21 protein-coding genes are annotated in these 25,914 nt (G+C 51.4%); 7 read left to right on the forward strand and 14 right to left on the reverse strand.

The features are described from left to right. Window positions 1-188: 188 nt before the first annotated feature. On the reverse strand, window positions 189-3,230 hold the full coding sequence (locus NY07_RS02755) for a DUF2339 domain-containing protein (protein WP_033537832.1): 3,042 nt from the start codon (window positions 3,228-3,230) through the stop codon (window positions 189-191). 1,547 nt (window positions 3,231-4,777) lie between these two features. Between NY07_RS02755 and NY07_RS02760 the strand changes: the two genes are divergently transcribed. The 6 genes from NY07_RS02760 to NY07_RS02785 all read left to right on the forward strand — a co-directional run bounded on the left by NY07_RS02760 (window position 4,778) and on the right by NY07_RS02785 (window position 10,235). Then, complete coding sequence (locus NY07_RS02760) at window positions 4,778-5,308, forward strand: HEPN domain-containing protein (RefSeq protein WP_033537833.1); 531 nt, start codon at window positions 4,778-4,780, stop codon at window positions 5,306-5,308. 495 nt (window positions 5,309-5,803) lie between these two features. Next, window positions 5,804-7,189, forward strand: a complete 1,386-nt coding sequence (gene mpl / locus NY07_RS02765; RefSeq protein ID WP_033537834.1) for a UDP-N-acetylmuramate:L-alanyl-gamma-D-glutamyl-meso-diaminopimelate ligase — start codon at window positions 5,804-5,806, stop codon at window positions 7,187-7,189. Window positions 7,190-7,216: 27 nt separating this feature from the next. After that, complete coding sequence (locus NY07_RS02770) at window positions 7,217-7,876, forward strand: flavin prenyltransferase UbiX (protein ID WP_033537835.1); 660 nt, start codon at window positions 7,217-7,219, stop codon at window positions 7,874-7,876. An 18-nt stretch (window positions 7,877-7,894) separates the two neighbouring features. Beyond that, on the forward strand, window positions 7,895-8,425 hold the full coding sequence (gene hpt, locus NY07_RS02775) for a hypoxanthine phosphoribosyltransferase (RefSeq protein ID WP_033537836.1): 531 nt from the start codon (window positions 7,895-7,897) through the stop codon (window positions 8,423-8,425). Window positions 8,426-8,508: 83 nt separating this feature from the next. Beyond that, the gene (locus NY07_RS02780; protein ID WP_033537837.1) at window positions 8,509-9,450 is read left to right on the forward strand and encodes an ABC transporter ATP-binding protein; all 942 of its coding nucleotides are present in this window, start codon (window positions 8,509-8,511) and stop codon (window positions 9,448-9,450) included. A gap of 14 nt (window positions 9,451-9,464) precedes the next feature. Further along, window positions 9,465-10,235: an ABC transporter permease gene (locus tag NY07_RS02785; RefSeq protein WP_033538003.1), complete on the forward strand. Its 771-nt coding sequence runs from the start codon at window positions 9,465-9,467 to the stop codon at window positions 10,233-10,235. A 99-nt stretch (window positions 10,236-10,334) separates the two neighbouring features. Here the strand turns inward: NY07_RS02785 and NY07_RS02790 are convergent, their stop codons facing one another. The 12 genes from NY07_RS02790 to sfsA form a co-directional block, all read right to left on the reverse strand. Continuing rightward, the gene (locus NY07_RS02790; RefSeq protein WP_033537838.1) at window positions 10,335-10,646 is read right to left on the reverse strand and encodes a DUF4144 family protein; all 312 of its coding nucleotides are present in this window, start codon (window positions 10,644-10,646) and stop codon (window positions 10,335-10,337) included. After that, window positions 10,646-11,062 (reverse strand): hypothetical protein, encoded by a 417-nt coding sequence (locus NY07_RS02795; RefSeq protein WP_033537839.1) that lies wholly within the window; start codon window positions 11,060-11,062, stop codon window positions 10,646-10,648. The genes NY07_RS02790 and NY07_RS02795 overlap by 1 nt, the downstream gene beginning before the upstream one ends. Before the next feature lie 21 nt (window positions 11,063-11,083). Beyond that, window positions 11,084-11,626 carry a hypothetical protein gene (locus NY07_RS02800; RefSeq protein WP_033537840.1) on the reverse strand — a complete coding sequence of 181 codons (543 nt, stop codon included), beginning with the start codon at window positions 11,624-11,626 and terminating at the stop codon, window positions 11,084-11,086. A 311-nt stretch (window positions 11,627-11,937) separates the two neighbouring features. Next, a complete protein-coding gene (locus NY07_RS02805) occupies window positions 11,938-14,742 on the reverse strand; it encodes an FAD-binding and (Fe-S)-binding domain-containing protein (protein ID WP_033537841.1) in 2,805 nt (934 codons plus the stop codon). A gap of 67 nt (window positions 14,743-14,809) precedes the next feature. Further along, on the reverse strand, window positions 14,810-16,456 hold the full coding sequence (locus tag NY07_RS02810) for an L-lactate permease (protein ID WP_033537842.1): 1,647 nt from the start codon (window positions 16,454-16,456) through the stop codon (window positions 14,810-14,812). A 786-nt stretch (window positions 16,457-17,242) separates the two neighbouring features. Next, complete coding sequence (gene panC / locus NY07_RS02815) at window positions 17,243-18,088, reverse strand: pantoate--beta-alanine ligase (protein WP_033537843.1); 846 nt, start codon at window positions 18,086-18,088, stop codon at window positions 17,243-17,245. 17 nt (window positions 18,089-18,105) lie between these two features. After that, window positions 18,106-18,900, reverse strand: a complete 795-nt coding sequence (panB, locus tag NY07_RS02820) for a 3-methyl-2-oxobutanoate hydroxymethyltransferase (RefSeq protein ID WP_033537844.1) — start codon at window positions 18,898-18,900, stop codon at window positions 18,106-18,108. Between the two features lie 343 nt (window positions 18,901-19,243). Next, window positions 19,244-19,732: a 2-amino-4-hydroxy-6-hydroxymethyldihydropteridine diphosphokinase gene (folK, locus tag NY07_RS02825; RefSeq protein WP_033537845.1), complete on the reverse strand. Its 489-nt coding sequence runs from the start codon at window positions 19,730-19,732 to the stop codon at window positions 19,244-19,246. Continuing rightward, window positions 19,732-21,174, reverse strand: a complete 1,443-nt coding sequence (gene pcnB / locus NY07_RS02830) for a polynucleotide adenylyltransferase PcnB (protein WP_052125460.1) — start codon at window positions 21,172-21,174, stop codon at window positions 19,732-19,734. The genes folK and pcnB overlap by 1 nt, the downstream gene beginning before the upstream one ends. A 92-nt stretch (window positions 21,175-21,266) precedes the next feature. Next, on the reverse strand, window positions 21,267-22,172 hold the full coding sequence (gluQRS, locus tag NY07_RS02835; RefSeq protein WP_033537846.1) for a tRNA glutamyl-Q(34) synthetase GluQRS: 906 nt from the start codon (window positions 22,170-22,172) through the stop codon (window positions 21,267-21,269). 107 nt (window positions 22,173-22,279) lie between these two features. Continuing rightward, a complete protein-coding gene (gene dksA, locus NY07_RS02840; RefSeq protein WP_011866925.1) occupies window positions 22,280-22,723 on the reverse strand; it encodes an RNA polymerase-binding protein DksA in 444 nt (147 codons plus the stop codon). 158 nt (window positions 22,724-22,881) lie between these two features. Next, entirely contained in the window at window positions 22,882-23,586 is a 705-nt protein-coding gene (sfsA, locus tag NY07_RS02845; RefSeq protein ID WP_033537847.1) for a DNA/RNA nuclease SfsA, read from the reverse strand. 263 nt (window positions 23,587-23,849) lie between these two features. On the opposite strand from sfsA, the gene pepB reads away from it, so the two are divergent. Continuing rightward, window positions 23,850-25,127: an aminopeptidase PepB gene (pepB, locus tag NY07_RS02850; RefSeq protein ID WP_033537848.1), complete on the forward strand. Its 1,278-nt coding sequence runs from the start codon at window positions 23,850-23,852 to the stop codon at window positions 25,125-25,127. A 45-nt stretch (window positions 25,128-25,172) separates the two neighbouring features. Here the strand turns inward: pepB and thpR are convergent, their stop codons facing one another. Further along, window positions 25,173-25,691: an RNA 2',3'-cyclic phosphodiesterase gene (gene thpR / locus NY07_RS02855; RefSeq protein ID WP_033537849.1), complete on the reverse strand. Its 519-nt coding sequence runs from the start codon at window positions 25,689-25,691 to the stop codon at window positions 25,173-25,175. Window positions 25,692-25,914: the final 223 nt, after the last annotated feature.

Genomic DNA, 25,914 nt, shown 5'->3' on the forward strand with positions numbered 1-25,914 from the left:
TGGGGATTTGTTGTAGCCATAACCTTCATTTAAACAAATACGTAAAAGTTTACTCTGCTCCTACTAATTCAAAATGCCACCCTAGGTGATGGCATAAAAAGAGGAGCAATAGCTCCTCTTTTTTTGCTTGGTTGTCGGCAGAAAGACGCGAATGTAACAGCTTTTCTTCGATGGGGGGCGTCGGTGGACTAAGAGTGGGTCATCTCAAGATTCTCCTGACTGGCTGCCTGTAATCGATTCTTACTCTTTTGATAAAAGTAGGCCACGGTGAGCAAGATGGCGCCTATGATGATGAAGGCGACGACCTTCTGCAGCAGTTCGAAGGAGGCCATATCGACAAATAGGGTCTTGATACAGGCGAGACCAAAGAGAATACCAGCCAGGCGCACTAGACTTTCCTGTCGGGGCCGCAGGCTGATAAACATCAGTGTACTGCCATGGCAGACCAACAAGATGCTGCTGATTGGTGCGGCTATCTTGGTGCCCAGCTGATAGCTCCAGATAAAGTAACTCATCGCCAACAGGCCGTGCCAACCCCACAGCAGCAAAGGTTTCGGCAGTAGCTTCTTGTGCTGGGCTATGGCGAGTCGATTGCCCTTTAGATACCAGGCCAGTACCAGGAGTATGCCTAGCTCGCTGAGGCTAAACAGCAGATTAGTCATATCCAGCACAAGCGGGCGCTCGCTGTGCAATATGATTGGCATTAGTGATAGTAAGATAAGCAAGCCGTAGGCCATGCGATAGCCAGGCTTGAGCGCCTTGGCGAAACGTTTACCCAGAGCATTGTCCCGCTCTAGCAGCAGGGCAAAGTAGGTGGTCAACGCCAAGAACACCAAGGACCAACCCGGTGCAATAAGCCCCGACAGGCTCTGTACGGCGACGGCGACAACTAAGGCAAAATGGAAGGGGCTTAGGTGCCAGGGGAAGGTCAGCAGCAAGCGCCAGCGGCGATTTAAGCCGGCATAAAGCCTGAGTATGCTGCCCATCGCGAGGGCACCCAGGGCGAGGGCGATAAGCCCCTGCCATTGATTGTCAAGACAACTGATAGCGGTGGTTAGCATGGCTGTCGAAACTAGAATCTGGGTTTCAATGACCTGGCTTCTGTGTCGTACCAGGCGGGCCAGAGCTAGACTCAAGGCGCTTGCAAGCCAGAGATAGATGGGGAGCAGTTCCTGATAGCTGCGCAGCACCTTGGGGAGCAGCAATAGCGGTAAGGCAAGGTAACAGCCGAGCTGGACGTAATAGGCCAGACGCAGCAAGGGAGAGTCGCTAAAGTGCCGCTTGTACCAGTAATAAGCCAGTAGCAGGCTGCTAAACAGTTCGATGCGTGCCAGCTTGGCATTAAGTGGCTGGTCGCCATAGGTGATGCTATTGGCTTCCACCGTTCCCATGAAAATTAAACCGACTAATGGCAGTAGCCATATCCAGGCCATGATCTCGCTAAAGCGCAGCTGGCCTCTGGCGCTGTAGTGAAGCAGCAGCAGGCTGAGTAGAGGTAAAATGGTCAAATAGTAGGTGTCAGAGATTAGGTAAGCGATAAACAGAATACTGATGCAGGCAAGTTGCCCCAAAGCCTCTCTTAACAGCGTGTGGATCAGCCGCTCCGGCATTGTTAATACGACGAGCTGTGTCGTGATGAGTCGAGTCGCCGCCCAACAGGCGAGGGTGGTGAGCACCATGCTCATACTCAAGAGCACTGGGTTGTCCAGAGTGGCTGTAAGGCCATCAAACAGGCTGAGCAGGTTACTTGCGATCCCTACCAGGAGTAGCAGATATGCCTCAGTGCGAATGGAGATGAAATCATGTTTGCAGCCCAGCCAGAGCAGTAACAGGGCCTCGACTAAAAGCACCAGCCCCAGAAGTTCGGCGCTGATAAGATAGAGGGCTGCTATCCCTGCAAATACCCCCGCGGCGGCCAACATCAGCGGTGCAATCAGGGGATCACGCCTTACTTTCCAAACTATTAGGACGCTTATTAGAGCGTTGATAGCAAAGATCTCTCCTGCATAGGCAGTAAACTCACTCAAGGTGTAGAGAATGAAACAAAGCATGGCGACTGGCACCATGAGCAAACGGGCATTCAGTTTCATCTTGCGCTGTAAAGCGAGGCTGCTTAGTCCATAGAGATAGAAGAGGCCGTTGATGCAGAGCATCGCCATGATCGCCATGGAATCGATTGGCGTGAGAGGCAGAAATAGGAAGAAACTCAGCAACTGCACACAGGCGATATGTAGGAGTGCCGTGATCTCGATAAGCGCTGGCCAGTTGAGTCTGTGGCTCTGTGCCAAAGAGCAGGCGCCTATGATGAGCAAATAGGGGAGATAGAGCAGTGGTGCTTGGCTGGCATCGAGCAGCATAAGTGGCGCCAGCGAGCCGCCGCACAGGGCGATAACGGCCACCACCTTGGTCGCTAGTTTCATCGACAGGCCATAGCCCAAAAGTGTGTTTGCCAGCATCAGCAAGAAGGCGAGACTCTCAGGTATCAGCTCATAATAGGGGCCGAGGAAATAGATGGCGAGGTAGTTTAAGATGACGCCTAAGCCGACGATGCCCGAGGCATAGTCCTCCATGCCGGGTCGGGCGCGCCGGATAAACAGGCCGCCGGCGATCACCGTATTGGCGGTTACCAATGCCAGTATTGCCTTGCCCATCTCAGAGAACCAATGATTGATAGAGTATTGCAACAGGTAGCCGAAACCGAGCGTCAGTGTGATGATGCCGGCTAGGGTCATCAGAAATACCGCGCTCTGTCCCTTATCCCGATAGTGATCATAAAAGCCCTTCGCCTGCTCGCCGAGGGCGGCAAAGGGGCCGAGTAGTTGGGGGACTATCTGTCCCAGAGTTCCCTGTAGCTGAGCCGTTGCTTTGGCTAACTGAGGACTAATACCAACACGGGGACCTTTTTGAGGGGGATTCTGACTAGGAGCCTGTTTCTGGTTTTGCTTATCTGAATGCCAAATCTCATGGTGGTAGCCAGTATTTGCCGGTGAGGCAGATAGGCTCTCTTTTTCTGGCAATAGTTGCTCTTGAGTGGCACAGGCTTGAGTTTGGGTGTCAGTTTGGGTCTCTTGAAGGTGAGATTCTTGCGCGTTGACTCGCTCACTTAGCTGCGATAACTGCAGGCTAAATAGCGCCAGTTGCCGACTGAGCGTCGCCTGATCTGCGGCTTGTTGTGATTTGAGCGCATCAAGCGCCTGGCTGAGTTTGTTGACATCTTCCTTTAGTGTCATCGCCTTTCCTTTGGTCTTGCCAGCTTGTCCTTAGAATTTTCATTGTACTTGCAGTTGGGAAGTTAGGGAAATGATTGGTTTTTGTATGAATGCGGACGTTCGCTCGTTTTCCAAACTTCGTTTGGATTAACGTCGTGGGATTCCATCCCATACTAGGGGATGTGCGACCTGACGGTCGAGGTAAGTGTCACACAGGGTTAATTCAGCCTTATGGCTGAGTAAGTCGTGGAACTCCGTTCCACACCAGGGGAATTAAAGTCTTATGGTTGTTTGCTCTTTTTCCAAACTTTGTTTGGATTAACGTCGTGGGATTCCATCCCACACCTGGGCAAGGAGGACTGCTCGTCCTCGCCCTCCTTGCATCCACCCTGACGCCCCGACGAAGTTGTTGATCCTCATGCTTCAATGAAAATCGCCTAACGACTCGGATGGAACTCCTGTCCCCCCGAGTCTTAGCCATCGTCCATGATGGCTATACGGCATTTTCATCTGCGCATTTCGGCAACTTCGATGGGGATTTCTCGTAGCCACAACCTAAATTGAAGTAAATAAGTAAAAGTTTACTCTGACCCCACTATTCAACGGTCGAGGTAAGTTGTGGTGCTCCGTTCCACACCAGGGGAATTAAAGTTTTATGGTTGTTTGCTCTTTTTCCAAACTTCGTTTGGATTAACGTCGTGGGATTCCATCCCACACCTGGGCAAGGAGGACTGCTCGTCCTCGCCCTCCTTGCATCCACTCTGACGCCCCGACGAAGTTGTTGATCCTCATGCTTCAATGAAAATCGCCTAACGACTCGGATGGAACTCCTGTCCCCCCGAGTCTTAGCCATCGTCCATGATGGCTATACGGCATTTTCATCTGCGCATTTCGGCAACTTCGATGGGGATTTCTCGTAGCCACAACCTAAATTGAAGTAAATAAGTAAAAGTTTACTCTGACCCCACTATTCAACGGTCGAGGTAAGTTGTGGTGCTCCGTTCCACACCAGGGGAATTAAAGTTTTATGGTTGTTTGCTCTTTTTCCAAACTTCGTTTGGATTAACGTCGTGGGATTCCATCCCACACCCGGGCAAGGAGGACTGCTCGTCCTCGCCCTCCTTGCATCCACTCTGACGCCCCGACGAAGTTGTTGACCCTCATGCTTCAATGAAAATCGCCTAACGACTCGGATGGGACTCCTGTCCCCCCGAGTCTTAGCCATCGTCCATGATGGCTATACGGCATTTTCATCTACGCATTTCGGCAACTTCGATGGGGATTTCTCGTAGCCACAACCCATATTTTGTTTGAGATGAGTCTTGTTTTTATCTGTGTTAAGTGTATGTTTTATTTCGTTTAAATAACGAAAGTATACATAATTAAGACTAGACTGTTTCCTGACACGCCTGTATTTTGAGTAGAACTGAATTTGTCCAGCGAGGATGGCTTTTAGTTGCTTCAAAATTATTAGTCTGCGTTAAAGTGGACTCAGACGCTTAGGAAGGTATGTTTTACGTGAAATTAATGTCTTCCTTTATTCTCAAGGGCTACAAAAGGAAATTGTAATGTCTGAATCATATCAAACATTTAAAAAAGCAATCAGTGATGCTCAGGAGCTGGTAGATTGCTATGACAAATTGAATCAACCACCACAATCAGTTGCGCCAGAGGTCTTAAAAAGAGCTGCGTTAATAATGATTCTTACTGCATGGGAAACCTATGTAGAAGATATAGCTGCTGAGATATTTGATAAGAAATTTAGTATGTTGAAAGGATGTGCTATCGGTCAATTTATGGATAAGCAGTTTGAGAAGCGTTTAAAAATGTTTCATAACCCAGATTCGCAAAAGACCAAACAAATTTTTGAAGATTTCTTTGATATTGATGTGACCGAAAGTTGGACATTTACAAATTACATTCCCAAGCTGGCTCGTGAACAATTAAATTTGTGGATAGTAAAACGTGGTGATGCTGTTCATAGGGCACAAATCGATTTAAATCAGCCCCAAATTATCAATAGAAAAGAATTAGATAAGTGTATTAGATTTTTTAAAGATTTAGTTCAGAAAACTGATGAAGTTCTTGTACTCATTTAATTTTTTAAGGTGGCTTTTTAAATGGTTGAGGGTTAGTTATTTTTTGTATGAACTAAGGGGCTAGAAACTACGACAAGTCCCCATCGAAGTTGCCGGAGTGGATTGCAGAAAATGGCGTGAGACTCACATGGATGTGAGGCTAGCTTTCGGGGGGCTTGGATGCCCCATCGGAAGCGTCAGTCATTTTCAAATAGCCACGTAGGGATCACAACTTCGTCTGGGGCGCTGGGGGATTTCCAAAAGGGGAACAAGCGATTTTACCCTTTTGGTCGGGTGTGGGTTGAAGACCCACGACTTTCGCCTCCAAACGGAGTTTGGAAAATCAGTATTCGGCCGTAAGGCCGCACTCTTGACGTTAGCCATACAAACGAAGTTTGAACAAACCTCTCCTTATGACGTTAGTCATCAAAACGTTATTTAAACCATTGTTAACTGACAATGGTGATACGAATCGTTAGAATAACCTCCAGATTATTCCTATCCAGAGCCAACCCCATGCATGTACATATCTTAGGCATCTGCGGCACCTTTATGGGTGGTCTCGCACTCCTTGCTCGCGCTAACGGTCACAAGGTCACGGGCAGCGATGCCAACGTCTATCCGCCCATGAGCACTCAGCTCGAAGAGCAGGGGATAGAGCTCATCCAGGGCTTCGACCCAAGCCAATTGGGGCAAAATGAAGATGATGCGCCGGATCTGGTGGTGATAGGTAACGCCATGAGTCGTGGCAACCCCTGCGTCGAAGCCGTGCTCAATCGTGGTCTGAAATATACCTCAGGCCCGCAGTTTTTGGCCGAACATATTCTGACCAATCGCTGGGTGCTGGCCGTGTCGGGCACCCATGGCAAGACGTCGACCTCCAGTATGCTGGCTTGGATTTTGGAAGATTGCGGCTATGAGCCGGGCTTCTTGATCGGCGGCGTGCCGCAAAACTTCGGCGTGTCGGCGCGCTTGGGTAACTCGCCGTTTTTCGTGGTAGAGGCCGATGAATATGACAGCGCCTTCTTCGATAAACGCTCTAAGTTTGTCCACTATCAGCCACGTACTCTGGTGATCAATAACCTGGAGTTCGATCACGCCGATATTTTCGATGATTTAAAAGCGATCCAACGTCAGTTTAATCACGTAATACGCACAGTACCGGGTCAGGGCAAAATCATCTGGCCGTCGGCGAGTAACGCCGTACGTGAGGTGATCGACATGGGCTGCTGGAGTGAGCAGGAAACCTTTAATCTGATGGCAGGTAGCCCAGGCTGGTACAGCGAGCTGCTAAGCGAAGATGGCCACAGATTCGAGCTGTTTTTCGATGGCGAGTCCCAGGGCGTACTCGACTGGTCGCTTATCGGACAGCACAATGTAGAAAATGCCACCATGGCGATCGCCGCAGCCCGTCATGTGGGCGTCAAGCCCGCGGCGGCTATCGAGGCGCTGACCCGTTTCGTACCGCCAAAACGTCGTATGGAGCTGATCGGCACGGTAAATGATATTGCCGTGTATGATGACTTTGCCCACCACCCGACGGCCATCGCCACTACGCTGCAGGGCTGCCGCGCCAAGGTGGGGGAGGGTCGCATCCTGGTGGTGCTTGAGCCGCGTTCTAATACCATGAAGCGCGGCGTGCATAAGGATACTCTGGCCGGCTCTATGGCGCTGGCAGATGCCGCCTATTTGTATCAGGCTGACAATATCGACTGGGACGTGGAAGCGGCGATGGCTAAGGCCGAGTTACCCGTGACTGTGCTATACCAGATAGATGAGTTGGTGAGCAGGGTTGCAACGGACGCTCGCCCTGGCGACACCATCATAGTAATGAGTAACGGCGGCTTCGGCGGCCTGCACGGTAAGTTGCTGCACAAGTTGGAATCTAAGCTCAAGCGTTAAACTCGCGTCTTAAACGAAGAGAGTAATATGAATTATCCCAAGAAGGCCAAGGCGATCAGCCTGGCCTGGACCGGCGCCTCGGGTGCCCCCTATGGACTCAAGCTGCTGGAATGCCTGTTGATGGCCGATTACCAGGTGTTTTTGATGATCTCCAGTGCGGCGCGGGTGGTGCTGGCGACCGAACATGGCCTGCAGCTGAGTGCCAATGGCTACAAGGCTAAGGCACAGCTACTGGCATTGTTTGCCGAGCAGGAACTCACGCCAAAAGGGGAGCTGCATGTGCTGGGTAAGGAGGAGTGGTTTTCGCCACCGGCCTCTGGCTCGGCGGCGCCAAAGCAGATGGTGATCTGCCCCTGCAGCACAGGCACCCTGGCGGCGGTAGCCACAGGCATGAGCAATAGTCTGTTAGAGCGCGCCGCCGATGTGGTGATAAAGGAGCGCGGTCAGCTGATTCTGGTGCCACGGGAAACTCCCTTTAGCAGCATACACTTAGAGCATATGCTATCCCTGTCTCGTCAGGGGGCGACCATAATGCCTGCGGCGCCTGGCTTTTATCATGATCCCAAATCGGTGCAAGATCTGGTAGACTTCATGGTCGCTCGGATTTTAGATCATCTGGGCGTCGACCACGCGTTAACCAAGCGTTGGGGCTATGATAAGCACAGTGCCGACAATCGCGACAATTAACACAAATTTGAGAAGAGTATGAAACACACCACCGAAGTGATGATCTCGGCTGATGAGATTGAACAACAACTGGATATCCTGGCCGCGCAGATCAATGCCCATTACGCCAACAGCGAGCGCCTCTTGATGGTGGGCCTGCTAAAAGGGTCTGTGGTCTTTATGGCCGATCTTTGCCGCCGTATTAAGGGCCATGTTGAGATCGATTTCATGTCGGTATCCAGCTATGGCAATGCCATGACCAGTTCGCGCGATGTGAAGATTTTAAAAGATGTGCAGTCTGATATCGAAGGGCGTGATGTGTTGATCGTCGAAGATCTTATCGATTCGGGTAACACTCTAAACAAGGTGCGTGAGATGCTGATGCTGCGCGCGCCTAAGAGCCTGGCGCTTTGCACCCTGCTGGATAAGCCTGAGCGCCGTGAGGTAGATGTACCGGTCGACTTTATCGGTTTCACCATTCCCGACGAATTTATCGTGGGCTATGGTATCGACTACGCTGAGCAGTATCGTAATCTGCCTTATATCGCCAAAGTCGTACCCTTAGATTAATCGCATTTTAGCAATACCCTAAACTCCTGCCCTGTGCGGGAGTTTTTATTTACTCGCATTTGTCAAAAGAACGGAAGTAACTAATGACCCAAGAGCCATATGCTTTAGTGATTGACTCGCTTAGGAAGACCTACAAGGGCGGTGTCGAAGCGGTAAAAGGGATTAGCCTTAAGGTTGAGGCGGGGGATTTCTTTGCCCTGCTAGGGCCTAACGGCGCCGGCAAATCCACTACCATAGGGGTGATCTGCTCCCTGGTGCAGAAGAGTTCTGGCAAGGTTAAGGTGTTCGAGCATGATATCGACACCCAACTTGAGCTGGCTAAGATGTCTATCGGTCTGGTGCCTCAGGAGTTCAACTTTAACCAGTTTGAGACGGTGCAGCAGATAGTGGTCAATCAGGCCGGTTATTTTGGTGTCTCCCGCGAGCAGGCTTTCGAGCGCGCCGAGAAGTACCTGAGTCAGCTGGATCTGTGGGATAAGCGTAACAGCCCAGCCCGAGCCCTATCTGGCGGTATGAAGCGCCGCTTGATGATTGCCCGCGCCCTGATGCATGAGCCTAAGTTACTGATCCTCGATGAGCCCACCGCCGGGGTGGACATTGAGCTGAGACGCTCCATGTGGACCTTTTTAACCGAGCTTAACCGCAAGGGAGTGACCATCATCTTGACCACCCATTATTTGGAAGAGGCCGAGATGCTGTGCCGTAACATAGGCATTATCGACAAGGGCGAGTTGGTGGAGTGTACCAGCATGAAGTCTTTGCTGAGCCGTCTGAACATGGAAACCTTTGTGTTTGACCTCAGTGCCGATATCAGCGAGCCGCCATCGCTTAAGGGGATCAACTGCCGTCTGAGCGACCCACACACACTCGAGGTGGATGTGGAGAAGGCCCACAGCATCAATAGCGTATTCGCCCAGCTCACCGAGCAGGGGATCGAGGTGTTGTCGATGCGCAACAAGGCCAATCGATTAGAGGAGCTGTTTGTGGAGTTGGTTGAGCAAGGTAAGGGAGGTGCCAAAGTATGAACTCGAGCATGAATATGAAGCATGTCTATTTTACCGCCTTTAAGAGCATATTGATCAAAGAGGTGACCCGTTTCACCCGTATCTGGGTACAGACCTTGGTGCCGCCAGCTATCTCTATGACGCTCTACTTCCTGATCTTCGGTAACCTGGTGGGTAAGCGTATCGGCGAGATGGGCGGCGTGAGCTATATGGAGTTTATCGCGCCTGGGCTTATCATGATGTCGGTGATCACCGCCTCCTACTCCAACGTGGCGTCCTCCTTTTTCAGCGCTAAGTTCCAGCGCAATCTGGAGGAGCTTATTGTCGCGCCGGTACCACACTATGTGATGATTGCCGGGTATGTGGGCGGCGGCGTGGCGAGAGGCCTGTGTGTCGGCACCATAGTCACTCTGGTGGCCATGTTCTTCGTTGATATCAGTCTGCACCATGCGGGGCTGGTGGCCCTGACCGTGCTGCTGACCGCTATCTTGTTCGCCCTGGGCGGCCTGATTAATGCGGTGTTTGCCAAGAGTTATGATGATATCAGCATAGTGCCGACCTTTGTGTTGACGCCGCTGACCTACTTAGGTGGCGTCTTCTATTCGCTGACCCTGTTGCCTGACTTCTGGCAAGGGGTATCTCAGCTGAACCCAGTGGTCTATATGATCAACGTGTTCCGCTACGGCTTCCTTGGCTATGCCGATATCAGTATCTCGCTGTCGGTGGCGATCATGGTGGGCTTCTGCGTGGGTCTCTGGCTGGTGGCTTACTACCTGATCAGCCGTGGCATAGGCCTGAGAACCTAACCCTATATAGCCAGATATATTCAATAAAAAGCCCCATGAAATTGGGGCTTTTTTGTGGATGGATTGTGTGTGTGAGGGGGAAACAGCCTGGTTGTCGCCTCATTGGTCGTCGAGATAGCGCACTATCTCAAACAACTGGCTAATCGACTTGGCGCCGATTTTAGCACTGCAGAAGTGACCGTTTTGGCAGGCGTATTCACTTACCCAATCGATAAGCTGGGCTAACGTAATAGGCTCCATCAAGGGGATAAACTCGCCCGCTTGGCAGCGATAGGCTGCGCCCTGACGGTCGATAATAAGCAGGGCATCTTTAGGCAGATGGGCGCTTTCACGCTGCAAGTCATTCTGGTTATCGATAAGTAACAGCTGTTTGTCGCCGCTGACCTTGAGTAATAGGGGAAAGTGGATCATCAGATGCGCGTTGGCGCCTCCTCCGGCTCTATGTCGGGATGCTTCTGCTGGCAGCCCAGGTGATAATAGGCGCCGAGCTTATCTTCTATACCATGGGCTAAGCCAAAGGCATAACCCTTGATATAGATAAATAGATACAGGGGAGCGTCTTGGCCATCATCGTAGGCGGCCAGCGCCTGATGCAGATCTTGATTAATCTGTTGCTGATCTATCTCATATCCCATGTCAGTGGCCAGCTTGGCGCACAGCAGTGGCGCGATCACCTCACTTTGGGTGGTGAGATATTGGGCATGATCGACGAAGCTTTCAATATTGGGTTCCCTAGAGGTACTGGCAGGGCTAATGAACTGGTGGCGTAAATATAACCCCACGAGCAGCAGGCCGATAATAAGCAAGCTCAACTGGGTTTTGTTCATGGCCTTCCTCTTGGTCTTTGGTTAGTTTTGCTCGCCTTGTTTGCTACTTGCCTCTAACGCCGGATCTTCAGCTCCCTCGTTTGCGATGCGCTGTTTGTGCTGTTCTAAGGTGGCCATGGCATCGAGATTGAGTTGAATCAAGCCATCGAAGTAAAGGTTCATCTCCTCGAGTTTGGCAAGAAACTCAGGGTCATTCTTAGCCTGTTTTTGCCAATAGCGTTTACGATCCAGCTTCTGTTTTTCACTGGCCCTTAGGATCTCATAATAGCTGTTTTCCTGTTTGAGCCGGTATATTTCGGCATCGATTAGCTGCAGTAATTTTTCTTGGGTAAGAGTGCGCTTGTTTAATAAGGTCAGCAGGGGATCGAGCTTTTCCGCTTTTTGATCACTGTCGGTTTCCGTGGTGATCCCCAGTTGATACTCGATATGGTGCTGTTTGAAATCTTTGGGACAGGAGGTCTGACTAAAGACGATCTTTTCGCCCTTGATGCACTTATAGATGCCGTTGGCTTGGCTCAGGCCGGGAAGCAACAGAAGTGCGATGGCTAGGAGCAGTTTTCCCATGGGGCGATAATTCCTCTATCTGCGTCGGACGGTATCAACCTGAGGTGAAATGTCGTCGTAACGACTCTATTCCTTATTTCATCTATCAGGTTTGGCAATACTTAGGCGGGTCGGCTACTTGGGTATCGCGCTATATGACTTGCTAATACTATGGCGCAAGTCACGGATTAACACCAGTATTTTGCATGACGTGTGGGATCTTCGTTTGTTTTGTCGTGGGGGAAAGATAAAAAAACCGCGATGTGAGCTGATGTCACACCGCGGAGTTTGCTTGGGTGGGTTATCTAAACCTTAAATCGGTTGCGACTAACCTATCGGCTACACTCCTCTAGGAGGTAGGCCAGGTGGCGATAGGAGATACCGCTGTGATGTGATAGACCCACTTCACACATACGGTTAGCGTAATAGCCTTCCTTGATGTCCGCAGGGATCAGTTTCTTGATGTTGCGCAGCGCACTGGCGTTCATCTCAGGCTTGTACAAGCCCTTCTCACCCGCATAACCACAACACTCGATGCCTTCAGGTAGCTTAACGCCTGCACTACAGGCATCGGCTAAAGCTTGCATCTTAGGCTCAAGCTTCATTTTACGCGCACTACAACCAAAGTGCAGCGCGACGTTAACCTTCTTGGTGAAGGTCAGTTTAGGCAAGATCTTGTCGTGCATAAACTCGACCAAGTCGGTGATTTCCACCTTAGGGTTACCTGTCAGGGTGCGGTAAGTACAAGAGAGGGCATCGACCACAACGGGTACCTTGCCGTTTTCACTTAGTGCGCTTAGTGCATCGATTAGCTCATCGCGCTTAGCATCGGCATTTTTAAAGTCACCCTTAGATTCCCACATCTGACCGCAGCATAGATGACGGGTATTGTCAGGGGTCACCACATTATAGCCCGCACGTTCAAGTAAGGTAACCACGACATCGGGTAGGGTGCGATTGTCTGGGTCTAGTGGTGTTGGACCGAAAGTTCGACCGCCACATGCTGGGAAGTAGACCACGGTTTCTTTGTCTGGAGATGCTGGCGATGGCTTAGGCAGGTTAGCGCCTTTAGCGAAATCAGGATTCCAGTAAGGTACCTCTTTAGACACCATGCGGCCCACTTTCATCAGACCGTTGGTGACGCTGTCGCCGGTGACCTTATGGATGATGTTGAGTATATTGAAACCTGTGCTGATCACCTGGTTTACCGCGCCAAAATGTTTGGCTTGGAAATCCAGTACTTTCTGCTCAGTGGTAGTGATATAAGGTGTACGTAGCTTACGTACCAGATTACCCATGCTGTTGTCTACCGGACAGGCGATAGTACACAGCTGACAGGCCGCGCAGGTGTCGACCACATCATACTTGGCGGCAGCGCGCATCTCTTCTGCGGCTTGCTTGTCGCCAGAGGCGTCGAGACGGGCGATTTCACGTAAAGTCGCGATACGCTGACGTGGAGTGAAGTTGAGCGCAGAGGTCGGGCAGGTCTTTTCACAGAAACCACACTCAATACATCTGTCTACAAAGTCATCGACCACAGGGCAAGGCTTGATGTTCTTAACGTGCACGTTAGCATCATCGTTGAGAATCACCCCAGGGTTGAGCAGGCCTTGTGGATCGAAGATCTGCTTGATGCGCTTCATCAGGGTATAGGCGTCGGCGCCCCATTCCATTTCGACGAAAGGTGCTACCGCGCGGCCTGTGCCGTGCTCGGCCTTCATGGAGCCGTCGTACTTGTTGATCACCATCTCTGCCACATCTTGCATAAAGGCGTGGAAGCGGTCGATATCTTCCTGTGAGGCGAAGGTCGGTGTGATGATAAAGTGGAAGTTACCCGCTAATGCGTGACCGTAAATCACCCCTTCAGGGTAGCCGTGCTTGTGGAATAGCTCGGTAAGATCGGTCGCGGCATTGGCCAAGTGTTCTAGCTCAAAGGCCACATCTTCGATGATAACCGAGGTGCCTTTAGGACGCTCACCACCAATGATCGGGAACAGGCCTGAGCGCATTGCCCAGTACTTGCTGTAAACCTCTGGGTCACGGCTAAAGGTGATAGGACGCTCAGTTTCGATATGAGCCAGTTTGGCGATCACATCTTGGGTGTATACGTCCAGAGTGGCTTCATCGTTAGCACGGGATTCGATCAGCAGGATTGCAGAGCCTTCAGGTAGCTCGCTCAACCAATCAGGCATGCCTTTCTTACCTGTTACGGCTTTAATCGATGCCCAGTCCAGTAGCTCCGCAGCGGCGACGCTGTCAGATTTGATTGGTGGGATGGCACGGGCCGCATCTTCCATGTTGAAGAATACCGCCATGGCAGAAGCCTTGAACTTAGCCTCATCGACCGTGTTATAGGTTACTTCTTCGACGAAGGCCAGGGTGCCTTCAGCGCCGACGATCAGGTGGTTGATCAACTCAAATGGGTCTTCAAAATCCACCAGGGCATTAATGCTGTAGCCTGTGGTGTTCTTGATAGAGTATTTTTTACGAATACGATCGGCCAGTACAGGGTTGCTGCTGGTGAGTTTCGCCAGTTCGGTCAGCTCGGTAAGTAGCTCCTGATGCGACTCTTTAAATGCCGCCTTAGAGCGCTCACAGCCAGTATCTAGACGGGTACCGTCGGCAAACAGTAGCTTAGCCGAGGCGATGGTCTGATAGCTGTTCTGGGCCGTGCCGCAGCACATGCCTGAGGCGTTGTTAGAGACGATACCGCCAACCATGGCTGATGCCAGAGTCGCTGGGTCGGGACCAATCTTTTTGTTGAAGGGCTTAAGCACCATGTTGGCGTCGCTGCCAATGACTGCCGCGCCTAATGAGATTTGGTTGTGATCATCGCTAACGGCGATCTTTCTAAAACCATCATGGCCCAGAATCAATAAAATCCCTTCGCCAATCGCCTGACCAGACAAACTGGTACCGGCTGCGCGGAAGGTGACTGGGGCATTGTGGGCACGTGCCACTTCTAGGGTGCTTTTGGCATCCTCTAAGGTTTCGGCGTGTACCACTACCTCAGGGACGATACGGAAATAACTGGCATCTGTTGACCAGGCAAAACGACGCACTGCATCGTCTGTTACTGCTTCATTACCGAGTTTTGCGCGTAAATCTGCGACTACTGCTGAATAATTAATCGACATAACATTACTCTTTTAGTTGACCCACAGAAAGGCGGGGTCATCACTTCCGCCTTTCTCGAGTTATCTGTTATAGGCCGCCCCATAGGCTGGCGATAGTACCTGCAATCAAGGCATAACCCAGAGCGACTGGCATTGTTTTACGGATAATTTCTGATTCACGGCCTGCCATACCCACTACGGTAGCGGCAGCAACTACGTTCATCACACACATCATGTTACCCGCGTTGGCACCTATACCCTGAAGGGCTAGGACTAGCGCGTGGTTCATGCCGATGTTGTCGGCAACACTATATTGTAGACCCGAGAACATCATGTTAGAGAAGGTTGCAGAACCTGATAGGAAGGCACCGAAGATACCTACGATAGGTGACATCCAGGCCCAGATAGCGCCCATAGAGCCTGCAAGCATGTCAGCCAGAGCAACTGGCATAGACTGTAGACCCGCTTCGTTAGTCCCTGAGTTTAGGAAGATCTTAACCATAGGCACTGAAGCGCCTAGAGAGATAATAGTCGGTAGCATTGACTTGCAAGAGACCGTGATTGACTCTTTGATGGCTGGTGACTTCATCTTAAAGAGCACGAAACCTAGTATACACACTAGCACAAAGAAGGCGCCTGGGGCATACAAGGTCGCGAAACCGGCTTTCAGTTCGGTGCCCAGCAGGTTAGTCCAGCTGATGTTAAAGCTGGTCAGCCAAGACTTAAGCGGTGTAACGGTACGTGACAGTACTAGCAGACCTGCCATGATGATATACGGAGTCCAAGCGGCAACCTGAGAGAATCGCGCCTTTGTCTCAATCTTAGCTTTGCCTTCTTGGTTATCATTTTCAGCGAAATCGTTCCAAGGTGTCTCAGGTAGTAGCAGACCTTTACGTGCTACTGGGATCACAACGGCCATACCGACTAGCGCACCAATTACAGATGGGAACTCAGGACCGGCGAAGAAGTTGATCAACCATGCTGGTACAGTAAAGGCAAGACCGGCGAACAGGGCAAATTTCCAGATAGCCAGACCTTCTTTGAAGGACTTGTTACGGCCGAAGAAGCCTGTCAGTACTGAAACCAGTACCAGTGGGATTAGAGTTCCTGTGATCAAGTCGATAGTGATCATGTGCAGTGCAATAAACTGCGCATAGTCAGCGAAACTTGTACCGTGCTGAGCGATCTGCTCGGCAGCCATGCTCACACCACCTTGCATCAGACCCTGCTCCATACCGAAGAGGACAGGTAGACCGATGGCGCCAAAAGAAACACTGGTTGAGTCGGCGATAAGCGCAACCACGGCGGCGGCGACAGGTGGCACACCTAGCAGCACCAGCAGCGGTGCGCCGATAGCGGCAGGGGTACCGAAACCGGCAGAGCCTTCAATAAATGAACCAAACAGCCAACAGATGATGATCACCTGAACACGGGCATCACCACTGATATTGGTAAATCCTGCGCGGATGGTATCCATTGCGCCTGAATATTTCAGGGTATTAAGTAGGAACACTGCACCGAAGATGATGCTGAGTGGGGTGAGGGCGGATAGCAGCCCTTCAACCACGGAGGCACCGAGTATGGTGGTATCCATTTGCCAGATAAAGACGGCGGCAAGGCCAGTCATTACCATTGAGATGGGCATGGCGCGCGATGCAGGCATCTTGAGTAGCACCAAAAATAGCATAACGCTGATTACAGGCGTCAAACTGGCGAGTAGTTGAAGTAGGGTCATGATTGCCTCTTACTGTCGTCACTTGGTAGTTTTAATTTGTCGATGCTGACTCGTCCGATGCAGCATAGTGTGTTGGGGGAAAGCTATTCCTAAATGGAATCGGTTTATCCTTGATGCGTAATAAACGCTAATTCATCAAATGCAAATATGATCTAGATCATTATGTGCTGATTATGTGAGATGGAGTTAGATGTGTGTGAACTTAGTCTGACGCCTTAAACTAGAAATGTGACGCAGGTCACTAGGCGGCGAGGTCAGTTATAACTTTTCGGAACTAAGAATAGGTTTATTAGCCAAAAAACAGGTATTTTAAAGAGTAATTACTCTAATTAGGTCTCGAAAGTGGAAAAATCTGATCTGATAATTTCAGTTTAGAAGCTAATCGTTTCGGTGACGCTCTTGGGTCACTGTGACCCATGTCACCTTGTAACTCCTATGTGGAGAAGTTGAATTCTTGGTAAATAGGTATTACCACTTGCTTTCAGTGTATTAGGTTCGATAAGTGGTAATCTGTCTGAATCTTATGTAAATGAAATGCAGGTGATCTGGATCAGGGTCACTTTTTTGAGCTTTCCTCATACACGTAATTTATTTTCCAAATTTTGCGCAAATAATGGCCACGGCTGTGAGCCGATTTGGTGCGCAGCCAATGAGTTAAGAAGGATATTTGCGTGTAAGTTGCCGCGATTTGGTGCAGAGATGGGGGGAGAAGCGAGGTAAAAAAGAGATGAGGGTCAAAATCGGCTTCATCTTAGAGAGCTAAAATGAAGCCGTTAAGGTTAACGCTTATCGCTGAAAACAGAGGTTATCGATCAATCGCGTGCTACCCATGAAGGCGGCGGCTAAGATCACTAACTGCTTGTCATCATCACCGACGGCTTGCAGGTTAGCGGCGTTACGCACCGACAGATAATCAGGCTTGAATCCAGCCTGGTGCAGTTGCTCCTGAGCGCGCTGCACTACATTAGGGATAGCTTGACCAGCCGTGATCGCCTCGGCCATCTCATCCAAGGTGCGCTTTAGCTGAGCCGCTTGCTGTTTCTGCTCCTCACTGAGGTAGCCGTTGCGCGAACTCATCGCCAAACCTGAGTCTTCCCTGATGGTATCGACGCCAATGATCTCGATAGGCAGGGAAAGATCTTCTACCATGGCCTTGATCACCATGAGCTGCTGAAAATCTTTCTTACCAAATAGCGCCACGTCAGGTTGGACGATATTAAATAGCTTACAGACTATGGTGGTGACGCCGCGAAAATGACCCGGACGACTGGCACCACATAGTTCATCCGATAGCCCTGGCACCTCAACAAAGGTCTGCTGATCCATTCCCTTGGGGTAGATGATGGCCGGCGTTGGCGTGAACAGCAGCTCGGCACCGGCAGCTTCGAGAGCAGCTTGATCGGCGGCTAAAGTACGTGGATAGGCGTCCAGATCTTCGTTTTGCCCAAATTGCATCGGATTAACGAAGATAGAGACCACCACGTGATCGGCCTGTTTTAGCGCCTCGGTGACCAGGGTGATGTGCCCCTGATGCAGATTGCCCATGGTGGGTACAAAAGCCACTGTCTCGCCAGCTCTTTTCCACTGACGCACCTTACTGCGTATCTCGGCGATATCTTGGGTGGTGTACATGTTACTGCTACCTTAATTTAGCTAAATGTATGCTCGGCAGCGGGGAAGATCCCCTTGTCGACTTCTTCGATATAGGCGCGAATCGCGCTGCGGATCTCGCCGGTTTGAGCCAGATAGTTTTTCGAGAAGCGAGGAATATAGCCGCTAGAGATCCCTAATACGTCGTGCATGACCAGGATCTGACCGTCTGTGTCAGCGCCTGCGCCAATACCGATAACCGGAATCGTTAGTACTTCTGTGATGCTTTTCGCCAGTGCAGCCGGGATACATTCGACCACCAGTAACTGAGCACCTGCCGCCTCGATAGCCTTGGCTTCATCGATAATGCGCTGGGCGTTGTCGGCATCTCGCCCCTGAACCTTAAAGCCACCAAAAACATGTACAGACTGAGGTGTGAGTCCTAAGTGAGCACAGACGGGAATGCCGCGTTCGGTCAGCTTGGTTACAGTCTCAAGTAGCCAGTGGCCGCCCTCTAATTTGACCATGTTGGCGCCTGATTGCATGAGCACTGTCGCGTTGTTCATCGCCTGCTCTGGCGTAGCATAGCTCATAAACGGCATATCGGCGATCAACAGAGAGCGTTTGATACCACGGCGCACGCAGCGGGTGTGATAGGCGATATCTTCAATGGTGACCGGCAGGGTGTCGTCATGACCCTGCAACACCATGCCTAACGAGTCGCCCACGAGGAGGACGTCTATCCCTTCGCTGTCGAAGGCGCCGCCGAAGCTGGCGTCATAGGCGGTGAGTGCAGTGAACTTCTTACCTTCCTGCTTGAACTTCAGCAGGGTAGAGCTGGTTATTTTGGACATAATGCTGGTCTTAACTTTGATTTAGAAAAGGATTCGGCCTAGGGTCTGTTTACCTTTCAGGTTTAATTTTTGTTCAATCTAAAAGCGTTTTGCTCAAGGCGCGTGCTGTGCCGCATAGTTTTTCTATGCAAATAGCACGCAACGCAGGACAAGGCGTGTTTAGATGAACCCTTAGGGCAGCTTTTGCAGTCCATTTCTACGGTGCTATCGCCCGTCTATGTAGAATAACTACATTACACAGGCTCTGCCTGGTATAAATCGTCTACAAAATGCTGGAAAACAAAACAGTAAAGGTCAACAGACTCTACAGTAGTGTGCTTTATAAGCTAACTGGCGCCTAAGTTCAATGATCCAGGGCGAGTTGTTGAACTTGGCTCTTAAGTTCGGGGCTGATGAGTGATGCTAGTGGGGTACCACAAGGAAGGATCAGATCAGGAGACAGATCGTACAGAGGGATTAGCACGAAGCTGCGACTCTTCATGCCGTAGTGGGGCACCTTAAGACGGGGAATATCCAGCTGCCAGTCACCATAGAGCAGCAGATCCAGATCTAAAGTTCTCGCTCCCCAACGCACTTGCCGCACTCTGCCCTGTTCGTTTTCGATGGCTTGTAAAGCATCGAGTAGCGCCAATGGTGCGAGCATAGTCTGAAAGCGAGCCACCCCATTGAGGTAGTCCGGCTGCGGCACATCACCCATAGGGGCACTTTGGTAATAGGGAGAGACGCTCACCTGTCCGTCGCTTGCCAGGGATTTCAGTGCCTGACAGGCTTGATCCAATTGGACTTTTGGGGACGCGAGATTGGCCCCCAGTGCGACGTAGACAGTGAGCATTATTCGGCTTTAGGTGCTTTCTTTGGGCTGCGACGACGGCGATTGTTGCGGTTGCGGCTGCCTTTATTGACACTGCGGGCAATCACGCTTCGCTGCTCTTCGTTACCTTCGACAAAGCTCTTCCACCAGGCGGCGGATTTGGCGACATTGCCACCTTCGGCTTCTGCTCTAAGTAGCAGCAGATCATAGGCGGCGCGGAACTTAGGATGCTCGATAAACTTAAAGGCGCGGGTGCCCTGGTTACGGTCGAATCTCAGTTGCAGCTGCCAGATATCTTTTGCCGGTGTGCTGAATCGACGGGGAATACTGATGGTGCGGCATTGCTGCTCCATCACATCGCCCATAGCAGCGTAGAAGGCATCATATTGGGTTAGGCCACTTTCCAGCGCGATATCATCGGCTCTTTGGCTCAGGGGATACCAAAGCATGGCGGCATAGAAGAAGGCCGGAGTGACCGACTTGTCAGCTTGGACGCGCTCATCTGTGTTGCGCATGATCGCCTTGACCAGTTTATTAACCGGTCCCTTAGGATCTTCCTCTAACAGGTTATCGACCAGCGGGAAGAGGGGGGCGAACAGGCCAAAGTCGCGCATCATGGCTAGGTTGTTTTCTGCCTGACCGTTAAAGAAGAGTTTAAGCACCTCTTCATACATACGGGCGGCGGGAATATCTTGAAGCAGCGGCGCCAGTTCATAGATTGGCTCACTCGCGGCCTTATCTATGTTCATTCCCAGCTTCGTGGCGAAGCGCACGGCGCGCAGCATGCGCACAGGGTCTTCCCGGTAGCGTTTTTGCGGATCGCCAATCAGGCGCAGGGTGCGAGACTCGAGATCTTGTAAACCGCCGCCATAGCTGTGGATGGAGAAGTCGCTGATGTCATAGTAGAGGGCGTTGACGGTAAAATCGCGGCGCTCGGCATCTTCATCTATGGTGCCATAGACGTTGTCGCGCAATAGGCGCCCTTCAGCATTGACCTTAGAGATCTTCTCGCCACTGTCAACATGGTGCCCACGCAGTGTAGCAACTTCGATAACATCGCGACCAAAGACGATGTGGGCCAGGCGGAATCTGCGCCCAACCAGGCGACAGTTGCGAAACAGCTTCTTAATCTCTTCCGGTGTGGCATTGGTGACCACATCGAAATCCTTTGGCTCGAGACCGAGGAGGATGTCACGCACACCACCACCCACCAGGTAGGCTTTATAGCCAGACTTGTGTAGACGATAGAGTACCTTTATAGCGTTTTCGCTAATTTGCTTACGAGAGATTGCATGGTGTTTGCGTGCAACTATCTCTAGGCTTAGTCCCGCTTGTGTGGTTTCTGTGGTGTTTTGATTGTCGTCAAAAAGCTGCTTACAGAATTGACTAATACGGCGAAAAATAGGACACCTCGAACTTGGATCTTGAGTTAGGGTTAAAATTAGGCCGCTATGATAACCCAAATATGGGTTAAAGAGTATACCCGGGCTTTCCCGGTCAACTGGGTTTCGTGACGGCGGTTAGGTTTTGCATTTCACTACTTTAGCGCATCGACTTAAGCGCCTTGCGGCAGAAGGATCTCCTGCTGACACGGGATCCGCTTCAGGTCAAATTGGCTGATGGCCTGGGCTAACATGATTTCAACTTGGTCGATATCGCAAGGAGCTTGGCCCAGAAAGGCGAGCGCGGCATTGATACTGGCCTGTGGCGCCTCGATATCGATCGCCGGGGCATGATTCTGTTTTGAGAGCTTCATCCCAGGTTGGGCGCAGGCCAGTGGCAGATGTAGCCATTTAGGCGCCGTTTCGCCAAATAGCTCAAAGAGCGTCGCTTGGCGGGCGCTGGAGGTGAGCAGGTCGGCGCCGCGCACCACTTCGGTGATCCCTTGAAAGGCATCGTCCATGACCACCGCCAGCTGGTAGGCGTAGAGGCCGTCGCGGCGCTTGATAATAAAGTCCTCAGCCGCAAAGTCTGGTTCTACCTGGATAGGGCCCAGTAACTCATCATTAAAATGGTCTATGGCCAAGGTATTGTGAATGCGTATCGCGCCTTCAGTATGTTTAGGCATGCGCGCAGAGCAGCGGCCATCATAGGTGCCGCCCATCGCCTGGATCTGTTTGCGGGTGCACTGGCAAAAGTAGGCTTTGTCCTGCTGAACTAATGCGTCAAGCTGCGCCTGGTAGGCGCCTAGGCGATCGCTTTGATAGAGCACGGCGTCGTCCCATTGCAGGCCATAGGCATCTAGAGTCTTGAGGATAAGGTCGCTGGCACCTATGACCTCTCTCGGGGGATCGATATCTTCGATGCGCACCAACCATTTACCTTGGTTTGCGCGGGCGCGCAGAAAACTACCTAGCGCGGCAATTAAGGAGCCAAAATGCAGTGGACCCGAGGGGGAGGGGGCGAATCGACCAATATAGGCCTCTGCGCCGGTGGCTTGGGACGCGACGGCTTTGGCCATAGTGGTTTGAGTATTAGGGGGTTGAGAGTGGTCTGCTTGAACTATCACGGCAAAACCTTTAACGACACATCATAAAAAAGCGGGGCTAAGCCCCGCTTTACGCCAGATTAACCGGCCATCTGTTTCTCTTTGATCTCGGCGAGCGTCTTACAGTCGATACAGAGATCGGCTGTTGGACGAGCTTCGAGACGGCGGATACCGATTTCGATACCGCATGAATCACAGAAACCGAAATCGTCGTCTTCGATCTTCTGCAATGTCTTTTCAATCTTCTTGATCAGCTTACGCTCTCTGTCACGGGCGCGTAGTTCAAGGCTGAACTCCTCTTCCTGAGCCGCACGGTCGACAGGGTCTGGGAAGTTAGCCGCTTCATCTTGCATATGATTCAGGGTGCGATCCACCTCTTCACGGAGCTGACTACGCCAAGCATCGAGAATTTTTTTGAAGTGACCCAGTTGAGCGGTATTCATATATTCCTCACCTGGTTTTTCCTGGTAAGGATCTACACCTGCGATAGCGAGCACGCCAAGTTTTTTAGTGCCTTCAGGCATAACGCATCTCCTGTTCATCATTTGCGTTGTAGGGCGTCTTTATTAAAGGCCGATATCTATATCAGAATCTGATATACCACGCAAATTTTTTAAGCTGCCATAAGTTTATCTTTTGACTATGTCCTCTATTACGCATTAATTCAACTTTTACCTTCTATTTACAACTTGACAGGGCAGGATTTAATCAGACTGGCGCCACTTGGGGATAATTTACTGCTGTAGGCGAGGATCTCCACCCCATTTTGGTGGGCCTGAGTCAGAAGCTCGGCGTAGTCTGGGTCGATATGTTTGGCGGCGGCCACCGAGGTGATCCCCGTGTGTTGCACCACAAATAGCAGTACCGCTCTGTGGCCTTGCTTGACCATCTCCATCAGTTCACGCAGATGTTTTTGTCCCCGAGTGGTGACCGCATCGGGAAAGTAACCCTGGCCCTCTTCTAATAAGGTACAACTTTTGACTTCTATATAGCAGGCGGGTTTGCCCTCGCTATGCAGTAATAGATCGATGCGGCTATTCTCACTGCCATATTTTACCTCGCGGCGCAGGGTGTCGTAGCCGCTCAGCTCGGTAATCACGCCTGCCTCAATCGCCTCAGCCGCCAGGGCATTCGCGCGCCCAGTGTTGATCCCTATGATGTGGCCCTCATCTGAGGCCGCTTGTTCCCAGGTATTGGCATATTTGCGTTTGGGATTGTCAGAGGTGGAGAACCAGACGGGCTCGCCGGGATATAGGCAGTTGCGCATCGAGCCAGTGTTAGGACAGTGGATGGTGATCTCTGAGCCATCATCAAGTTGCACATCGGCGAGGAAGCGCTTGTAGCGTCTGAGCAATATTCCCTGTTCAAATGCGGGGGTAAAAATCATCTTGTCGACCTTATTATGCTGCTTATTATTTCTGTGGCTGGCTTTGACGTTGGTTTGCTATCTCTATGTGGTAACAGACCACGGCTGAGCGCAGCGATTCTACCTTATTTAGCATTATGCTGTCGCACCGCTCTGCTGGCCCAGGTGTAATGGGGTTGATTTAAGCGATTAGATAAAGGCCCATGATTGGCGTTATACTTGGCGCCATTATAAGGCGGAGCCGCTAAAGGTTTCGCGACTCTCTATACAGAAAAGGAATAACTATGAGCGACGTGATGAAGATTTATCTGACCAGCGATGCACCAGCAGCCCATTGGGGCAGCGCAGATGTGACCTTTACGGCGGGCCAGGCCAATATCCATCTGCAGGCGGGCGATCAGCTACGTCAGGTGCAGCAGGCGGCGCGTAAGCTACGCAATCAAGGGATTAACGAGGTGGCATTAGAAGGTGAGATCTGGGATCTTCACACTCAGTGGGCCTTCGCCCAAGGCTTTGCTACGGCCAAGCAGATAGGCAAGATAACCTGGACTGGCGACGACGCCATCAAGAAAGTGCTGGACGACAGACGCGACAGCGCGGCCTTCGCCAGGCAGTTGATCAACGAGACTCCTGAAAACTTGGCGCCGGTGACCCTGGCAAATCAGGCTGCCCAGTGGCTGACTAAAGTCGGTGGCGACAAGGTGAGCTATCGCATCGTTGAGGGTGAAGCCCTGCTGGAAGAGAAGTGGATAGGCATTCACTCTGTGGGCCGCGGCAGTGAGCGTGCGCCTGCGCTGCTCGAACTGGACTATAACCCACTGGGTGAAGACGCTCCTGTGTCGGCGGCGCTAGTGGGTAAAGGGATCACCTTCGACTCAGGCGGTTACAGCATCAAGGCGTCCGAAGGCATGCTGGGGATGAAGTGCGACATGGGCGGCGCGGCGACAGTGACCGCGGCGCTGGGCCTGGCGATCAAGTCTGGTCTGAATAAGCGTGTCAAGCTGTTCCTCTGCTGCGCCGAGAACCTGATCAGTGGCCGTGCCTATAAACTGGGGGATATCCTCACCTACAAGAATGGCGTATCGGTTGAGGTAGTAAACACAGATGCCGAGGGGCGTTTGGTATTGGCCGATGGCCTGCAAGCCGCTTGTGAGACAGGTGCACCGCTGGTGATCGATGCCGCGACCCTGACCGGTGCCGCCGTGATGGCCGTGGGGACTCAGTACAACGCCATCTTCTCGCCAAGTCGTGAGTTGATTAACCGCACCCAAGAGAAGGCTTCATCTGTCGCCGAGATGGTGTGGCCACTTCCCCTCGATCCTTGGCACAAAGAGATGTGTCCATCTGCCTATGCCGATACTGCCAACAGTCGTCCGGTCAAAGGTGGCGGAGCTGGCGGTGCCTCAAACGCTGCCGGTTTCTTGTGGCGCTTTGTGTCGGATGACACTCAGTGGCTACATATGGATCTGGCCTCGGCCTTTGCCGATTCGGCCAATGGCTTGTGGGCGGCGGGGGCGACCGCTCACGGCGTGTTAACCATTGCCGAGTTGCTGCAAGACTAAGCTAAGCAGTAGTGAATGAGAAAAACGCGCCAAGGGCGCGTTTTTTTATGTAAGTGTCCAGGAGGCCAATATCTCATATTGCACGCCTTGCTCACTGCTTTGGGAGTGATATAGATGCAGGGCATGGCCATTGAGGGTAAGAGTCGGGGATTTGATATCGGGCAGTGCCTTAGCCTTACGCATCAGGGTGATATGAGGCTGGAAGCTATGCTCACTGGTATGTAGCCCGAGTTGCTGCGCCAAACGCTGACATAGGTTAAACAGGGAGACTAGTTGCGGGTCTCGCGCCTCGCCTTTGAGGCAGAGGATCTTCGGCTTGTCCCAATGCGCTAGCGTGTTGAGCGTCACTTCAAAAGCCGGCAGCCGGCGTTGGTGGGCGAGCCGCGCTAAGGTTTCGCTTAGGGCCTCTTGCTGCGCCGCGCTACATTGGCCGAGAAAGGCCAGCGTCATATGCAGATTGTCTCTAGGGACTATGCGCCCTTCGTCACCAATGTTTGCCTGCAGCTGAGTCAATGTGTCGAGCTGAGCAGCATTGGGAGAGATGGCAAGAAAGAGTCGTTTCATGGGTCTATCACCTGGTTGCCGATAAAGGCCAAAGTGTGTTACAAAAATACAAAGCGAATAATATTCTATTTGTTTGATTTTAAGCGAGTTATTTCGTCAATGCTGCATGAGTAGCTAAATGTGTCCTGTTGTCGCGTACTACTAGTGTTTACAACTTAACCTATGGGTAATTCTATGATTTCTGACTATAATCAGTGTCTGTATCAGATTAGCCAATCTAAGG

It is taken from the genome of Shewanella sp. ECSMB14101 (assembly GCF_000773485.1).
Taxonomy (GTDB): domain Bacteria; phylum Pseudomonadota; class Gammaproteobacteria; order Enterobacterales; family Shewanellaceae; genus Shewanella; species Shewanella marisflavi.

Coding starts and splice junctions, on each gene's coding strand:
- NY07_RS02755 (WP_033537832.1), bottom strand. CDS start 3,230: ATGACACTAAAGGAAGATGTCAACAAACTCAGCCAGGCGCTTGATGCG.
- NY07_RS02760 (WP_033537833.1), top strand. CDS start 4,778: ATGTCTGAATCATATCAAACATTTAAAAAAGCAATCAGTGATGCTCAG.
- mpl (WP_033537834.1), top strand. CDS start 5,804: ATGCATGTACATATCTTAGGCATCTGCGGCACCTTTATGGGTGGTCTC.
- NY07_RS02770 (WP_033537835.1), top strand. CDS start 7,217: ATGAATTATCCCAAGAAGGCCAAGGCGATCAGCCTGGCCTGGACCGGC.
- hpt (WP_033537836.1), top strand. CDS start 7,895: ATGAAACACACCACCGAAGTGATGATCTCGGCTGATGAGATTGAACAA.
- NY07_RS02780 (WP_033537837.1), top strand. CDS start 8,509: ATGACCCAAGAGCCATATGCTTTAGTGATTGACTCGCTTAGGAAGACC.
- NY07_RS02785 (WP_033538003.1), top strand. CDS start 9,465: ATGAAGCATGTCTATTTTACCGCCTTTAAGAGCATATTGATCAAAGAG.
- NY07_RS02790 (WP_033537838.1), bottom strand. CDS start 10,646: ATGATCCACTTTCCCCTATTACTCAAGGTCAGCGGCGACAAACAGCTG.
- NY07_RS02795 (WP_033537839.1), bottom strand. CDS start 11,062: ATGAACAAAACCCAGTTGAGCTTGCTTATTATCGGCCTGCTGCTCGTG.
- NY07_RS02800 (WP_033537840.1), bottom strand. CDS start 11,626: ATGGGAAAACTGCTCCTAGCCATCGCACTTCTGTTGCTTCCCGGCCTG.
- NY07_RS02805 (WP_033537841.1), bottom strand. CDS start 14,742: ATGTCGATTAATTATTCAGCAGTAGTCGCAGATTTACGCGCAAAACTC.
- NY07_RS02810 (WP_033537842.1), bottom strand. CDS start 16,456: ATGACCCTACTTCAACTACTCGCCAGTTTGACGCCTGTAATCAGCGTT.
- panC (WP_033537843.1), bottom strand. CDS start 18,088: ATGTACACCACCCAAGATATCGCCGAGATACGCAGTAAGGTGCGTCAG.
- panB (WP_033537844.1), bottom strand. CDS start 18,900: ATGTCCAAAATAACCAGCTCTACCCTGCTGAAGTTCAAGCAGGAAGGT.
- folK (WP_033537845.1), bottom strand. CDS start 19,732: ATGCTCACTGTCTACGTCGCACTGGGGGCCAATCTCGCGTCCCCAAAA.
- gluQRS (WP_033537846.1), bottom strand. CDS start 22,172: ATGGCCAAAGCCGTCGCGTCCCAAGCCACCGGCGCAGAGGCCTATATT.
- dksA (WP_011866925.1), bottom strand. CDS start 22,723: ATGCCTGAAGGCACTAAAAAACTTGGCGTGCTCGCTATCGCAGGTGTA.
- sfsA (WP_033537847.1), bottom strand. CDS start 23,586: ATGATTTTTACCCCCGCATTTGAACAGGGAATATTGCTCAGACGCTAC.
- pepB (WP_033537848.1), top strand. CDS start 23,850: ATGAGCGACGTGATGAAGATTTATCTGACCAGCGATGCACCAGCAGCC.
- thpR (WP_033537849.1), bottom strand. CDS start 25,691: ATGAAACGACTCTTTCTTGCCATCTCTCCCAATGCTGCTCAGCTCGAC.